Below are 13,260 nucleotides of genomic sequence, written 5' to 3' on the forward strand. Positions count from 1 at the left end.
GCAAACCTTTTTTTATGGTTAGTGATTGTTTTTCAGTCGTGTGCAATACCCTTCACCTCGTTTAAAATGAGTTTCGCGTAATTTCCCGGCGGTATTTTGACGCGAACCTCTTGATCAACGAGTGCGGGTGGGGCTCGTGCAGCGCGGTGGGGTGGGGTGGGGGTGGGGGTGGGGGTTTGGGTTAGTGGGTTGAGGGGGTTACGAAGGGGGGTTTGGTTACGGTCAGGGGGGCGCGGCGGCCGCGGATGTCGATCTCGACCTCGGCGCCTTCGGGGAGGTTGGCGTCCGTGTCGACCAGGGCCAGGGCGATGCCCTGCTTCCTGGTGGGGCTGAAGGTGCCGCTCGTCACCACGCCGACCTGCTGGTCGCCGACGTGCAGGGTCATCCCGGGGCGCGGGATGGCGCGGTCGACGGCCACCAGGCCACGCAGCGTACGACGAGGGCCGGCGGCCTTCTCGGCACGCAGCGCGTCACGGCCCCAGAACGCCGGCTTGTCCCAGCCGACGGCCCAACCGGAGCGGGCCTGCACCGGGGTGATGTCCAACGAGAGGTCCTGCCCGTGCAGCGGGTACCCCATCTCGGTGCGCAACGTGTCCCGGGCGGCGAGGCCGCAGGCGCGCAGCTCGAACGCCTCGCCGGCGGCGAAGAGCGCGTCCCACACGGTCACCGCCTGCTCCGCCGGCACCACCAGCTCGTAGCCCAGCTCGCCGGTGTAGCCGGTACGGCAGACGGTCAGCTCCACGGCGGCGAGGCTGGCGGCGTCGAAGCTCATGTAGCCGTGCTCGGTGGGCAGGTCGAGGGCGGCGAGCAGGTCGGCGGAGCGGGGGCCCTGCACGGCCAGCACCGCGTACGCCTCGTGCTCGTCGGTGACGGTGATCCGCTCCGGCGCGGCGGCGCGCAACCGGCGTACAACCTCGGTGGTGTTCGCGGCGTTCGGGATGAGGAAGACGTGGTCGTCGGCGTACAGGTAGGCGATGATGTCGTCCACCACGCCGCCGGTGGCGTCGTCGCAGCACAGCGTGTACTGGGCGCGGCCCGGCCCGATGCGGCCCAGGTCGTTGCTGAGGCACGAGTTGACGAACTCGGCCGCTCCGGGACCGGTCACCCGGACCTTGCCCAGGTGCGACACGTCGAAGACCCCCACCGCCGTCCGCACCGCCGTGTGCTCCTTGAGCACCCCGCCGCCGGCGTACTCCAGCGGCATCTCCCAGCCCCCGAAGGGGGCGAACTTGGCGCCGGCGGCGGTGTGCCGCTCGTGCAGCGGGGAACGTCGCAGCCGGGTCGCGGCGGCGGCGGAGGTCACGTCGGTCATGGGTGGCAACTTACCGGGGGTTACGCCGCTGGTTAGCATCGGCGGGACCCCGTTGCGTGATCGACGGGACAGCCCTGACGTCCGGCGGGTAGGTTCCGCCGGAGACCTTCACCGCTGGTACGCGACGACGCGACCGGCCCGGCCCGCCCGGAGTAGCTTCAGTGACAACCCCCCGCACGACCACCCTGAGCCTGGTCGACACCGACCCGGCGGAGCTCGCCGTCGACGCGATCGTGATCGGCGTGCACAGCCAGACCGGAGAGCAGGACGCCACCAGCGGCCTCGCCGGCACCCTGCTGCTCGGCAGCGGCGCGGAGAGCATCGCCGTCGCGTTCGACGGCAAGCTGACCGAGACGCTGGCGCTGCTCGGCGCGACCGGTGGCCCGGGCGAGGTGATCAAGCTGGCCACACTGGGTACCGTCACGGCCCCACTGGTCGTCGCGGTCGGGCTCGGCCCCGAGCCGACGGGCGCCGCCCCGGCGCCGGAGACGCTGCGCCGCGCGGCTGGCGCCGCGGTGCGGGCCCTGGCGGGCGCGCCGAAGGTGGCGCTCAGCCTGCCGTTGCCCGACGACGCGGACGCGCTGGCGGCGCTGCGCGCGGTCGCCGAGGGCGCGCTGCTCGGCGGCTATCGCTTCGCCGGTTACAAGACCCGGCCGCAGCCGGCCCGGCGGGAGCCGGTGGCCGAGGTGCTCATCGCTGTTCCGGACGCCGCCGACACGGGCGCCCAGGCGGAGATCACCCGCGCGCAGGCGGTCGCCGGCGCGGTCCGGACCAGCCGGGACTGGGTGAACACCGCCCCGAACGAGCTGCGTCCCCCGTCGTTCGCCGACGCCGTGGCCGCCGCCGCCCGGGACGCCGGCCTCGGCGTCGAGGTGCTGGACGAGGCGGCGCTGGCCGCCGGCGGGTACGGCGGCATCATCGCGGTCGGGCAGGGTTCGGAGGCCCCGCCGCGGCTGGTGAAGCTCACCTACACGCCGCAGGACGCCGGCAACGGCAAGCGGGTCGCGCTGGTCGGCAAGGGCATCACCTTCGACACCGGCGGCATCTCGATCAAGCCGGCGCAGGGCATGTGGGAGATGAAGTCCGACATGGCGGGCGCCGCCGCGGTGGGTGCGGCGATGCTGGCGATCGCCGCGTTGAAGCCGAACGTGGCGGTCAGCGCGTACCTGCCGATGGCCGAGAACATGCCGTCCGGCACCAGCTACCGGCCGGGCGACGTGATCAGCATGTTCAGCGGCAAGAAGGTGGAGGTGCTCAACACCGACGCCGAGGGCCGGATGGTGCTGGCCGACGCCATCGCCCGCGCCTGCGCCGACGGCACGGACTACCTGTTCGAGACGTCCACCCTGACCGGCGGTCAGGTGATCGCGTTGGGTAAGCGGGTCGCCGGCGTCATGGGTACTCCCGAGCTGTGCGAGCGGGTCCGCACGGTCGGCGACTCGGTCGGCGAGCCGGCCTGGCCGATGCCGCTGCCGGACGACGTACGCAAGGGCATGGACTCCGACGTGGCGGACATCTCGCAGGTCAACGCGGGGATGGACCGGGCCGGGCACATGCTGCAGGGTGGCGTGTTCCTGCGCGAGTTCGTGACCGACGACGTGGCGTGGGCGCACATCGACATCGCCGGCCCGGGCTACCACTCGGGCGAGCCGACCGGCTACTGGACCAAGGGCGGCACCGGCGTGCCGGTCCGCACCCTGGTGCAGCTCGTCGAGGACGTCGCCGCCAACGGCTGAGGTGTAAGGAAGGGCCCCCTGTTAACGCCTAGCGTCTAACAGGGGGCCCTTCCTTACATGTGCTGCTCGGGGCGGCGCTTGCGGCGCTCGTTGAAGTCGCGCATCCGCTGCGGATAGCCCATCAGCCGGACGTCGTACACCGGGATGCCCATCCGGTACGCGAAGCGACGCGCGCCGTCCGGACCGTCGATGCGCCGGCGGGTCCACTCCCCGTCGTCGGCGATCAGGATGACGGTGGTCTCGGTGACCGTCGTCCGGGGCTCGATGAACGCCTCGACACCTCGCCGGCTCCGGATGAAGTTCTCCAGATGGGCCAGATCACCACGATCGGCCGCACGGTCGTGGCTCGCCACACGCGTCTGTTTGCGACGCCGGAACAACCCCACCGGACTTCTCCCCCACCTGACGTCATCGACAACGGTGCCAAGGGTACGTGTCGATGACGTGTCGTTGGGCACCTCACTACGCACCCTGTGCCCAGTGGTGACAAGATGACCGAGGTGGGGTGTGTCCGTGTTACACCTCCGTGACCCCCGATGCAGTGACGCGACCTGGGAGTTGGACGTGAGCGAGCCGAACGAAGCGACCTTCGACATTGTCATCCTCGGAGGTGGCAGCGGCGGCTACGCGACCGCGCTGCGCGCCGTCCAGCTGGGCCTGAAGGTCGCGCTGGTCGAGAAGGGCAAGCTCGGCGGGACCTGCCTGCACAACGGCTGCATCCCGACGAAGGCGCTGCTGCACGCGGCCGAGATCGCCGACCAGACCCGCGAGTCGGAGCAGTTCGGTGTGAAGGCCGAGCTGGTCGGTATCGACATGGCGGGGGTCAACTCGTACAAGGACGGCGTGATCGCCCGCCTTTACAAGGGCCTCCAGGGCATGTTGAAGGGCAACAAGTCGATCACCATCGTCGAGGGCCACGGCAAGCTCGTCGACAAGAACGTGGTCGAGGTCGACGGCAAGCGCTACACCGGCCGCAACATCGTGCTGGCCTCCGGCTCGTACGCGAAGAGCCTGCCCGGCCTCGAGGTCGACGGCGAGCGGATCATCACGAGCGACCACGCGCTGACCCTGGACCGGATCCCCTCGTCGGTGATCGTCCTCGGCGGTGGCGTGATCGGCGTCGAGTTCGCCAGCGTGTGGAAGTCCTTCGGTGTGGACGTGACGATCGTCGAGGCGCTGCCCCGGCTGGTCGCCGCCGAGGACGAGGAGTCGTCGAAGGCGTTGGAGCGGGCGTTCCGCAAGCGCAAGATCAACTTTAAGGTCGGCAAGCCGTTCGAGAAGGTCGAGAAGACCGACAACGGCGTCAAGCTGACCATTTCCGGCGGCGACACCGTCGAGGCCGAGCTGCTGCTGGTCGCGGTGGGTCGCGGTCCGAACACCGCGAACCTCGGGTACGAGGAGCAGGGCGTCAAGATGGACCGCGGCTACGTGCTGACCGACGAGCGGCTGCGCACCAGCGTGCCGAACGTCTACGCGGTCGGCGACATCGTGCCCGGCCTCCAGCTCGCGCACCGGGGCTTCCAGCAGGGCATCTTCGTCGCCGAGGAGATCGCCGGCCAGACCCCGGCCGTCATCGACGAGGTGGGCATCCCGCGCGTCACCTACTGCGACCCCGAGCTGGCGTCGGTGGGCCTGACCGAGGCGAAGGCCAAGGAGCAGTACGGCGCCGACAAGATCCAGTCGTACAACTACCCGCTCGGTGGCAACGGCAAGAGCCAGATCCTCAAGACCACCGGCTTCGTAAAGCTGGTCCGGGTCAACGACGGCCCCGTGGTCGGCGTCCACATGGTCGGCGCCCGGGTGGGTGAGCTGATCGGCGAGGCTCAGCTCATCTACAACTGGGAGGCCTACCCGGCGGAGGTCGCCCAGCTCGTGCACGCCCACCCGACCCAGAACGAGGCCCTGGGCGAGGCGCACCTGGCCCTCGCCGGCAAGCCGCTGCACGCGCACGCCTGACAAATCAACCGCGGCGTCCGGCGACGGGCGAAGATCCCACCAGGGGAATGAAGGAGTCTCAGAAAATGCCGGTATCGGTCACCATGCCCCGGCTCGGCGAGAGCGTCACCGAGGGCACCGTCACTCGCTGGCTCAAGCAGGAGGGCGACACGGTCGAGGTCGACGAGCCCCTGCTCGAGGTCTCGACCGACAAGGTCGACACCGAGATCCCGTCGCCCGCGGCGGGTGTGCTGAGCCGCATCGTGGTCGGCGAGGACGAGACCGCCGAGGTCGGCAGCGAGCTGGCCGTCATCGCCGGTGAGGGCGAGTCGACCGGCGGTGGCGAGGCCGCCCCGCAGGAGCAGCAGCAGGCGCCGGCCGAGTCGGTCGAGCCCGCCGCCGAGCCGACCGCCGCCGCCGAGGGCACCGCCGACCAGGTGGCGCAGGACGAGGCCCCGGCCGAGGCGCCGGCTCCGGCCGCCGCGTCGTCGGGCGAGGGCACCGCGGTCAAGATGCCGGCCCTGGGCGAGAGCGTCACCGAGGGTACGGTCACCCGCTGGCTCAAGCAGGTCGGCGACACCGTCGAGGTGGACGAGCCGCTGCTGGAGGTCTCCACCGACAAGGTCGACACGGAGATCCCGTCGCCGGTCGCCGGCACCGTGCTGGAGATCAAGGTCGCCGAGGACGAGACCGCCGCGGTCGGCGCCGACCTCGTGGTCATCGGCGTCGCCGGTGGGGCCCCGGCCCAGGCGAAGACCGAGCCGAAGCCCGAGCCGAAGGCGGAGGCCGCGCCGGCCCCCAAGGCCGAGCCGAAGCCGGCGCCGAAGGTCGAGGAGCCCACCCCGGGCATGTCGTACAACGAGCCGGCCGCCGAGGCGGAGGCGTCGGCGCAGCCGGCGAAGGCCGAGCAGGCCGCCCAGCCGTCCGCGCCGACCGCCGCGCCGCAGCGCCCGTCCGCGCCGGCTCAGGGTGGCGAGGAGGCGGCCGGGTACGTCACGCCGCTGGTCCGCAAGCTGGCCAACGAGCACGGCGTGGACCTGGCCGCGCTCAACGGCACCGGTGTGGGTGGCCGGATCCGTAAGCAGGACGTCCTCGACGCGGCCGAGAAGGCCAAGGCCGCGGCGGCCACGCCGGCTCCGGCGGCACAGCCCGCCGCCAGTGCGGCGACCCCGGCCAAGCCGGCCGCGAAGCCGCAGCCGAGCGGCAAGCGGGGCACCACCGAGAAGCTCCCCCGGATCCGCAAGGCGATCGCCAACCGGATGCAGGAGTCGCTGCACGAGATGGCGCAGCTCACCACGGTGGTCGAGGTGGACGTCACCCGGGTCGCGAAGTTGCGGGCGCAGGCGAAGGACTCGTTCGTGCAGCGGCACGGCGTCAAGCTGTCCTTCCTGCCGTTCTTCGCTCTCGCCGCCGTCGAGGCGCTGCAGACCTACCCGATCGTCAACGCCCAGTTGGACCTGGACGGCGGCACGATCACCTACCCGGCCGCGGAGCACCTCGGCATCGCCGTGGACACCGAGCGGGGCCTCGTGGTGCCGGTCATCCACAACGCCGGTGACCTCAACCTCGGTGGCATCGCGAAGCGGGTCGCCGACCTGGCCGAGCGGACCCGGACCAACAAGATCAGCCCGGACGAGATCGCCGGGGCGACCTTCACGCTCACCAACACGGGCAGCCGGGGCGCGCTCTTCGACACCCCCATCGTGCCGAAGCCGCAGTCGGCGATGCTCGGCACGGGTGCCGTGGTCAAGCGGCCGGTCGTGGTCAACGACCCGGACCTGGGCGAGGTCGTCGCGGTCCGGTCGATGGTCTACCTGGCCATGTCGTACGACCACCGACTGATCGACGGCGCCGACGCGGCCCGCTTCCTGAGCGCGGTGAAGGAGCGGCTGGAGGCCGGCAACTTCGAGTCGGAGCTGGGCCTGGCCTGATCCGTCGTAACGCCGAAAGGGGCGCCCCGGTCATCGACCGGGGCGCCCCTTCGTCTGTGCCGCTCAGCCCTTGAGCAGGTCGGTCGAGACCTTCCACAGCCGCTCGGCCGCCTCCGGGTCCAGCGCGTAGTCCGCGACGCCCGTCCGCGTGTCGGGTCGGGCCGGCGCGGCCTGCTGGCAGTCCTCGAAGTAGCGTCCGCCGACCTCGTCGAGCAACGGGGACGCGGCCACCAGCACCGACGTGGCGGCGCCCTGCTCGACGGTCTTCCAGGCCGCCGCGTTGCCGGCGCGCAGGCGGTTCAGCTCCTCCTCGCTGACGTAGCGCTGGAGGTTGGTGCGGATCGCGCCGGGCATCAGCGAGTTGGTGTAGATGCCGTCGTCGGCCCAGCGGCGGGTCGCCTCCACGGCGAAGAGCACGTTGGCCGTCTTCGACTGCCCGTACGCCTGCCAGGGCTCGTACTCGCGGCGGTCGTACTGGATGTCCTCGAAGACGACGGGCGAGCGCAGGTGGGCGGCGGAGCTGACCGAGACGATGCGGGCCCCGTCGGCGGCGGCGAGCGCCGGGCGCAGCCCGGTGGCGAGCGCGAAGTGCCCGAGGTGGTTGGTGGCGAACTGCATCTCCCAGCCCTGCGGGGTGCGGCTCAGGGGCGCGGCCATGATGCCGGCGTTGTTGACCAGGATGTGCAGCGGGCCGTCCCAGTTGGCGACGAAGTCGGCGACCGAATTCTGGTCGGCTAGGTCGAGCGGGGCGACCAGGACGCGGTCGTTGCCGGTGGTGCCGGTGATGTCGTCGGCGGCCTTCTGGCCGGCGTCGGGGTTGCGGACGGCCAGGGTGACCTCCGCGCCGGCGCTGGCCAGGGCACGGGCGGTCTCCACACCGATGCCGGACGACCCGCCGGTGACGATCGCCCGTCGGCCGACCAGGTCCACGCCCCGGATCACGTCCATGGCGGTGGAGTCGTGGGCGAACGACGTGGTGATCGGGTTGCTCGTCGTCATGATCCATCCTTGTCCGAGCTGGGGGCGGGCCGGTCGGCCCGCCGGTACGATGGAAGCGGAGGATCCTCCGCTGCGGTCGAGACTAACCGGAGTTGCCTCCGCTTGCCATGGCCGGTGCGTTACACCCACTCAGCGAGGAGGAGACGGTGCCGGAGTCCAGCCCCCGCCCACTGCGGGCGGACGCGCTGCGCAACCGTGAACGCCTGCTTCGGGTCGCGGTCCAGGCTCTTTCCCGCCCCGGGCCGGAGGTAACGCTCGACGCCATCGCCCGCGAGGCAGGGGTGGGCATCGGCACCCTGTACCGCCACTTCCCCACCCGCGAGGCGCTGATCGAGGCGGCGTACCGCAACGAGCTGGCCCGGCTCTGCGACGCCGCGCCGCGGCTACTTGACCAGTTGCCGCCCGACCGGGCGCTGCGAGACTGGATGTCCCGTTTCACCGACTACCTCGCCACCAAGCGGGGCATGGCCGACGCGCTGCGCCTCGTCATCGCGTCCGGCGCCAACCCGTACGCGCAGAGCCGCGACCTGCTGCTGGCGGCGCTCGACCAATTGCTCGCCGCAGGGGTCGCGGCGGGCACCGTCCGAGCCGATGTCGCCGCCGGTGACGTGCTGGCGGGCCTCAGTGGCATCTCCCTGGCCGCCGGCGAGCGCGCCCAGGCCGACCGGCTGCTGGACCTACTGATGGACGGACTGCGCTCCCGCGACGCGGGCTGACCCGTTCCGTCCTCCGACCAGGCCGGACGCTGCCAGAGTGGGACCGTGGGCGGTAACCGGCGGCGCGGACAACTGGGACCCGCCGTCCCCATCGCCCCCGGGGCCCGGGTGGACAAGTTCGAGGTCTTCTTCGACCTGGTCTTCGTCTTCTCGTTCTTCATCATCACCCGCGCGACGGCCGCGAACATCTCCGGTCGCCAACTGCTGCACGCCGCCCTGGTTCTCGCCGTGCTCTGGTGGATCTGGGTGGTGCACAGCCTGGTCGCCACCCGGGTCCGGCTCGGCGAGGGCTACGTACCGGCGCTCATGGTGATCTCGATGGTCGCGCTGTTCGCGTTCGCGCTGGGGCTGCCGCAGGCGTTCAGCGAACCGGGAGGCAGCGCCGCCGGGCCGATGCTGGTGGCCATCAGTTACGTCGTGGTGCGAGGCATCCACTGGATCCTGTACCAGCACGTGGTGCGGGACAGCCCGCAGGAGCGACGCCAGCTCCGACGCTTCGCCCCGGAGCTGGCGGTGAGCATCCTGCTGCTGCTCGCCGCCGCGTTGATCCCGCCGCAGATCACCGACCCCGACCGGGCCGCCCTGGTCCGGGACGGGCTGTGGATCGCCGTGGTGGTGGTGCAGTACGCCACCGGCTTCATCGTCGGCACCTGGGGTTGGGGGGTGACCAGCGCGGAGCACTGGACCGAGCGCTACGACCTCATTCTGATCATCGCGCTCGGCGAGTCGATCATCTCCACCGGAGTGGGCGGCAACCTGCTCGGCAAGCCGGTCACCTGGCCGGCGGTGGCCGCCGCCGCGCTCGGCATCGTGATCACCGCCGCGCTCTGGTGGGCGCACTTCGACTTCGTCGGGCCCGCCGCCCGGATCGCCCTGCACGCGGCGGAGGGCGCTCCCCGGGTGGCGATGGCCCGCGACGCGTACGCGTACCTCTACCTGCCGATGATCGCCGGGGTGATCCTCTTCTCGATCGGCAACGAGGAGATCCTGCACAAGATCACCGACCCGGCCGGCGGTATCGCGGAGAAGGTCGAGGGGCCGGCCGTGCCGATGCTCTTCGGCGGGTTGATCACCTACTTCGCCGTCAACATGCTGTTCCAACTACGCACGCTGCACACCGCCACCTGGAGCCGAGTGGGCGTCATCGTGGCGCTCACGGTGGCCCTGCCCATCGGCCTGCACCTGCCGGCGCTGGGCGCGCTCACCCTGGCGACCGTGATCTGCGTCGGGCTGGTGGCCGTCGAGGTGCTGGTGATGGCGGACTCCCGGCACGCGCTGCGGTCCGCCGTGTTCCAGGAACGGACGACGCACGAGGCGCACGAGGCGGCGTGGCGTGCCCGCTGGCACGACGTCCGGGAGCCCGACGAGCCGACCACGCCCTGACGATTCCGGTCTAGAGTGTCGGACAGCGTCGCGGTGTACCCGGCACGATGGCCGCCGAGGGCATGGAGGCGCGGGGACGCAGCATGAGGACGAACGTGCACCCAACGGGTTCACCGACCGATCGGCTCGCCGCCGTCGGCAACCAGATGATCGAGATCCACCTCTGGCTCCGCACGGAGCTGGCCCGCCTCCGGGCCAACCTGGACACTCCCTCGCGGGACCTACGGGCCCACTGCCTGACCTTCTGCGCCGCGCTCGGCCGCCACCACAGCGGCGAGGACGCGGGCGCGTTCCGGGTCCTGGCCGACGAGGTGCCCGAGCTGCGCCCGGTCCTGGCCAACCTGATCGTCGACCACGAGGTGGTGGCGGGGATCCTCGCCCGGGTCGAGGAGCTGCTGGGCGACGACCGTCCGCTGCCGACCGCTCAGGTACGCGCCGAGCTGGACGGGTTGGCCGCCCTGCTGGAGACACACTTCCGCTACGAGGAGAAGCGGCTGGTCAGCGCGTTGAACGCGCTCGCCGGCCGGCCCGGGACAGCCGAGCAGTTGCTCGGCCTGACCGCGCCGGGCTGAGCCGCACGTCGGCGGCGCGCGCCGGGCTGAGCCGCACGTCGGCCGCGCGCGCCAGGCTGGCCCCCCGCGATCACCGGCCCCCGTCGGGGGCGGGCGGGCCGGGCAGCCGCTCGTAGAAGCGGATCTTCTCCCGCAGATGGTCGTACTGACGCCGCAGCAGGCGCATCTGCTCCTCCACCTGCGCCGCGTGCTGTTGCAGCAGCTCACGCCGCTCGTCGACGGTGTGCTCGCCCGCACGGGCCAGCGACGCGTACCGGCACATCTGGGCGATCGGCATCCCGGTGTCCCGCAGGCAGCGGAACAGCAGCAGCCAGCTCAGGTCGTCGTCGGTGAAGACGCGCTGGCCACCCGGCGTACGACCCACGTCGGCCAGCAGGCCGATCTTCTCGTAGTACCGCAGGGTGTCCAGGCTGAAGCCGCTGCGCCGGGCGGCCTCGGCGGGGGCGTAACCGGTCATGCCCCGGATGCTAGCCAGCCCTTGACCTGGAGCGCACTCCAGATTGGAGGCTGTTCCGCATGACGACGACACGCACGCTGGGACGCAGCGGCATCGAGGTGAGCGCGATCGGGATGGGATGCTGGGCGATCGGCGGTCCGCTCTGGGGAGACGGCGGGCAGCCGTTCGGTTGGGGCGAGGTCGACGACGACGAGTCGATCCGTACCATTCACCGGGCTCTCGACCTCGGCGTCACCCTCTTCGACACGGCCAGCAACTACGGCGCCGGGCACAGCGAGCGCGTCCTCGGCCGGGCCCTCGCGGGCCGCCGGTCCGAGGCGGTGATCGCCACCAAGTTCGGCAACGTCAGCGACGAGGACACCCGACGGTGGCTCGGCACCGACGCCAGCGGAACGTTCGCCGTCCGCAGCCTGGAGGACTCGCTGCGCCGCCTCGGCACCGACCACGTCGACCTCTACCAACTGCACATCAACGAACTGCCGACGTCCGCCGCGCTCGACCTGGTCGACACCCTCGAGGGCCTCGTCGACCAGGGCAAGATCCGGGCGTACGGCTGGAGCACCGACAACGCGGCCTCGGCGGCGGCGTTCGCGGCCGGCGGACCGCACTGTGCCGCCATCCAGCACGACGAGTCGGTGCTGAACGACAACGCGGCGGTCCTGGCCGTCTGCGACCGCCACGACCTGGCGAGCCTCAACCGGGGGCCACTGGCGATGGGGCTGCTCACCGGCTCGACCCGGGCGCCCGGCGCGGACGACGTACGCGGCCGGGCGCCCGAGTGGTTGCGGTGGTACACCGACGGCCGTCCGACGCCGGAGTGGGCGGCCCGGGTCGAGCAGGTCCGCGCGGCGCTCACCGCCGACGGACGGACCCTCGCCCAGGGCGCGCTCGGCTGGCTGTTGGCCCGCAGCCCACGGACGGTGCCGATCCCCGGTCTGCGCACCGTCGCCCAAGCCGACGAGAACCTGACAACCCTGAAGCTGGGCCCCCTCCCCCCAGAGGCATACGCCGAGGTAGAACGCCTCCTGTCCGACCTACGCCCCTGACCCGACCTCGTCGATCTTGCACTTACTGTCCCGACAGAACGGACCTTCCCGGGCAGAACGGCGACACTAAGTGCAAGATCGGCGAGGAGTGGGGCCGGGGCGCGTCCGGGAGTGGGGTTTTCGACGAAGATAACGGCATGCGGATCCTCATGGCCGGCGCGTCCGGCTTCCTCGGCACCCGACTGGGCGACCGGCTCGTCGCCGACGGGCACCAGGTCACCCGACTCGTGCGACGCGCGCCGCGCGACCCGCACGAGCGGCAGTGGGACCCGGCGGCCGGCCAGCTCGACCCGGCCGTGGTCGCCGAGTCGGACGCGGTCATCAACCTGGCCGGCGCGGGCGTCGGCGACAAGCGCTGGAACGACGACTACCGGCGGTCGATCCGTACCAGCCGGGTGGACAGCACCACCACGCTCGCGACGACGATCGCCGGCCTCCCCGACAGCGACCGACCCCGGGCGCTGCTCAACTCGTCCGCCGTCGGCTGGTACGGCAACACCGGCGACCGGGTGGTCGAGGAGGACGCCCCCGCTGGCGACGGTTTCCTGGCCGACGTCTGCCGGGTGTGGGAGGCCGCGACCCGACCGGCCGAGGACGCCGGGGTACGCGTGGTCCGACTCCGCACCGGCCTGCCGCTGCACCGCGACGGCGGTCTGCTCAAGCCACAGTTGCTCCCGTTCAAGCTGGGCATCGCCGGGCGGCTGGGCAGTGGGCGGCAGTGGCTGCCGTGGATCTCCATGCGGGACTGGCTGGACGCGACCCTCTTCCTGCTGGCGCACGACGAGATCGCCGGCCCGGTCAACGTGGTGGGCCCGAACCCGGTGACGAACGCCGAGTTCACCCGCGAGCTGGCCCGTCAACTGCACCGCCCGGCGATCATCCCGATCCCCGCCCTGGCGCTCAAGGTGGCCCTGGGCGGCTTCGCCCACGAGGCCCTCACCAGCACGAGAGTCCACCCCAAAGTCCTGACGGAAGCCGCCTACCCCTACCGCCACCCCACCCTCCCCGAGGCCCTGAAGACGGCCCTCCAGGACTGACCAGCCCCGCCGCCATTCGCGTTGATCAAGAGGTTTGCGTCAGATAAGGGCCGCTCGCTGAGCCCAAACACCATTAAAAACGGGGCGACGCGCCCGCCGGCGGCGGGGGCGGCCCAGGAGCACCCTAGGGACAGCA

The 13,260-nt window shown here is 71.5% G+C and carries 12 protein-coding genes; 8 read left to right on the top strand and 4 right to left on the bottom strand.

Features of this window, described 5'->3' with window-relative positions; genetic code table 11:
• Positions 1–181: 181 nt before the first annotated feature.
• Positions 182–1,312 (bottom strand): glycine cleavage system aminomethyltransferase GcvT, encoded by a 1,131-nt coding sequence (gcvT, locus tag AB0J36_RS28025; protein ID WP_357126675.1) that lies wholly within the window; start codon positions 1,310–1,312, stop codon positions 182–184.
• 161 nt (positions 1,313–1,473) lie between these two features.
• On the opposite strand from gcvT, the gene AB0J36_RS28030 reads away from it, so the two are divergent.
• On the top strand, positions 1,474–3,048 hold the full coding sequence (locus AB0J36_RS28030; RefSeq protein WP_357126672.1) for a leucyl aminopeptidase: 1,575 nt from the start codon (positions 1,474–1,476) through the stop codon (positions 3,046–3,048).
• A gap of 53 nt (positions 3,049–3,101) precedes the next feature.
• Here the strand turns inward: AB0J36_RS28030 and AB0J36_RS28035 are convergent, their stop codons facing one another.
• On the bottom strand, positions 3,102–3,434 hold the full coding sequence (locus tag AB0J36_RS28035) for a hypothetical protein (RefSeq protein WP_357126669.1): 333 nt from the start codon (positions 3,432–3,434) through the stop codon (positions 3,102–3,104).
• 178 nt (positions 3,435–3,612) lie between these two features.
• Between AB0J36_RS28035 and lpdA the strand changes: the two genes are divergently transcribed.
• Together lpdA and sucB are read left to right on the top strand one after the other, a co-directional pair.
• Complete coding sequence (gene lpdA, locus AB0J36_RS28040; RefSeq protein ID WP_357126666.1) at positions 3,613–5,004, top strand: dihydrolipoyl dehydrogenase; 1,392 nt, start codon at positions 3,613–3,615, stop codon at positions 5,002–5,004.
• Positions 5,005–5,069: 65 nt separating this feature from the next.
• Positions 5,070–6,914: a 2-oxoglutarate dehydrogenase, E2 component, dihydrolipoamide succinyltransferase gene (gene sucB, locus AB0J36_RS28045; protein WP_357126663.1), complete on the top strand. Its 1,845-nt coding sequence runs from the start codon at positions 5,070–5,072 to the stop codon at positions 6,912–6,914.
• Between the two features lie 63 nt (positions 6,915–6,977).
• Here sucB and AB0J36_RS28050 read toward each other — a convergent pair whose 3' ends face one another.
• Complete coding sequence (locus tag AB0J36_RS28050; protein WP_357126660.1) at positions 6,978–7,913, bottom strand: SDR family NAD(P)-dependent oxidoreductase; 936 nt, start codon at positions 7,911–7,913, stop codon at positions 6,978–6,980.
• 146 nt (positions 7,914–8,059) lie between these two features.
• Here AB0J36_RS28050 and AB0J36_RS28055 point away from each other — a divergent pair, with 146 nt between their 5' ends.
• The 3 genes from AB0J36_RS28055 (at position 8,060) to AB0J36_RS28065 (ending at position 10,584) form a co-directional block, all read left to right on the top strand.
• Positions 8,060–8,629 carry a helix-turn-helix domain-containing protein gene (locus AB0J36_RS28055; protein ID WP_357126657.1) on the top strand — a complete coding sequence of 190 codons (570 nt, stop codon included), beginning with the start codon at positions 8,060–8,062 and terminating at the stop codon, positions 8,627–8,629.
• 45 nt (positions 8,630–8,674) lie between these two features.
• Positions 8,675–10,012 carry a low temperature requirement protein A gene (locus AB0J36_RS28060; RefSeq protein WP_357126653.1) on the top strand — a complete coding sequence of 446 codons (1,338 nt, stop codon included), beginning with the start codon at positions 8,675–8,677 and terminating at the stop codon, positions 10,010–10,012.
• Positions 10,013–10,095: 83 nt separating this feature from the next.
• Positions 10,096–10,584 (top strand): hemerythrin domain-containing protein, encoded by a 489-nt coding sequence (locus tag AB0J36_RS28065; protein ID WP_357126650.1) that lies wholly within the window; start codon positions 10,096–10,098, stop codon positions 10,582–10,584.
• 70 nt (positions 10,585–10,654) lie between these two features.
• On the opposite strand, the gene AB0J36_RS28070 is transcribed toward AB0J36_RS28065, so the two are convergent.
• Complete coding sequence (locus AB0J36_RS28070; RefSeq protein ID WP_357126647.1) at positions 10,655–11,041, bottom strand: MerR family transcriptional regulator; 387 nt, start codon at positions 11,039–11,041, stop codon at positions 10,655–10,657.
• Between the two features lie 59 nt (positions 11,042–11,100).
• Between AB0J36_RS28070 and AB0J36_RS28075 the strand changes: the two genes are divergently transcribed.
• Both AB0J36_RS28075 and AB0J36_RS28080 read left to right on the top strand, forming a co-directional pair.
• Positions 11,101–12,087 (top strand): aldo/keto reductase, encoded by a 987-nt coding sequence (locus AB0J36_RS28075; RefSeq protein ID WP_357397831.1) that lies wholly within the window; start codon positions 11,101–11,103, stop codon positions 12,085–12,087.
• Between the two features lie 137 nt (positions 12,088–12,224).
• Positions 12,225–13,124, top strand: coding sequence for a TIGR01777 family oxidoreductase (locus tag AB0J36_RS28080; protein WP_363661333.1), 900 nt, complete (start codon positions 12,225–12,227; stop codon positions 13,122–13,124).
• Positions 13,125–13,260 lie beyond the last annotated feature (136 nt).

Origin of the sequence: Micromonospora sp. NPDC049662 (assembly GCF_040675055.1) — a bacterium.
GTDB lineage: Bacteria > Actinomycetota > Actinomycetes > Mycobacteriales > Micromonosporaceae > Micromonospora.

Bases quoted from the DNA above. Each gene is read 5' to 3' on its own strand.
- gcvT (WP_357126675.1), bottom strand. From the start codon at position 1,312: ATGACCGACGTGACCTCCGCCGCCGCCGCGACCCGGCTGCGACGTTCC.
- sucB (WP_357126663.1), top strand. From the start codon at position 5,070: ATGCCGGTATCGGTCACCATGCCCCGGCTCGGCGAGAGCGTCACCGAG.
- AB0J36_RS28050 (WP_357126660.1), bottom strand. From the start codon at position 7,913: ATGACGACGAGCAACCCGATCACCACGTCGTTCGCCCACGACTCCACC.
- AB0J36_RS28065 (WP_357126650.1), top strand. From the start codon at position 10,096: ATGAGGACGAACGTGCACCCAACGGGTTCACCGACCGATCGGCTCGCC.
- AB0J36_RS28070 (WP_357126647.1), bottom strand. From the start codon at position 11,041: ATGACCGGTTACGCCCCCGCCGAGGCCGCCCGGCGCAGCGGCTTCAGC.
- AB0J36_RS28075 (WP_357397831.1), top strand. From the start codon at position 11,101: ATGACGACGACACGCACGCTGGGACGCAGCGGCATCGAGGTGAGCGCG.
- AB0J36_RS28080 (WP_363661333.1), top strand. From the start codon at position 12,225: ATGCGGATCCTCATGGCCGGCGCGTCCGGCTTCCTCGGCACCCGACTG.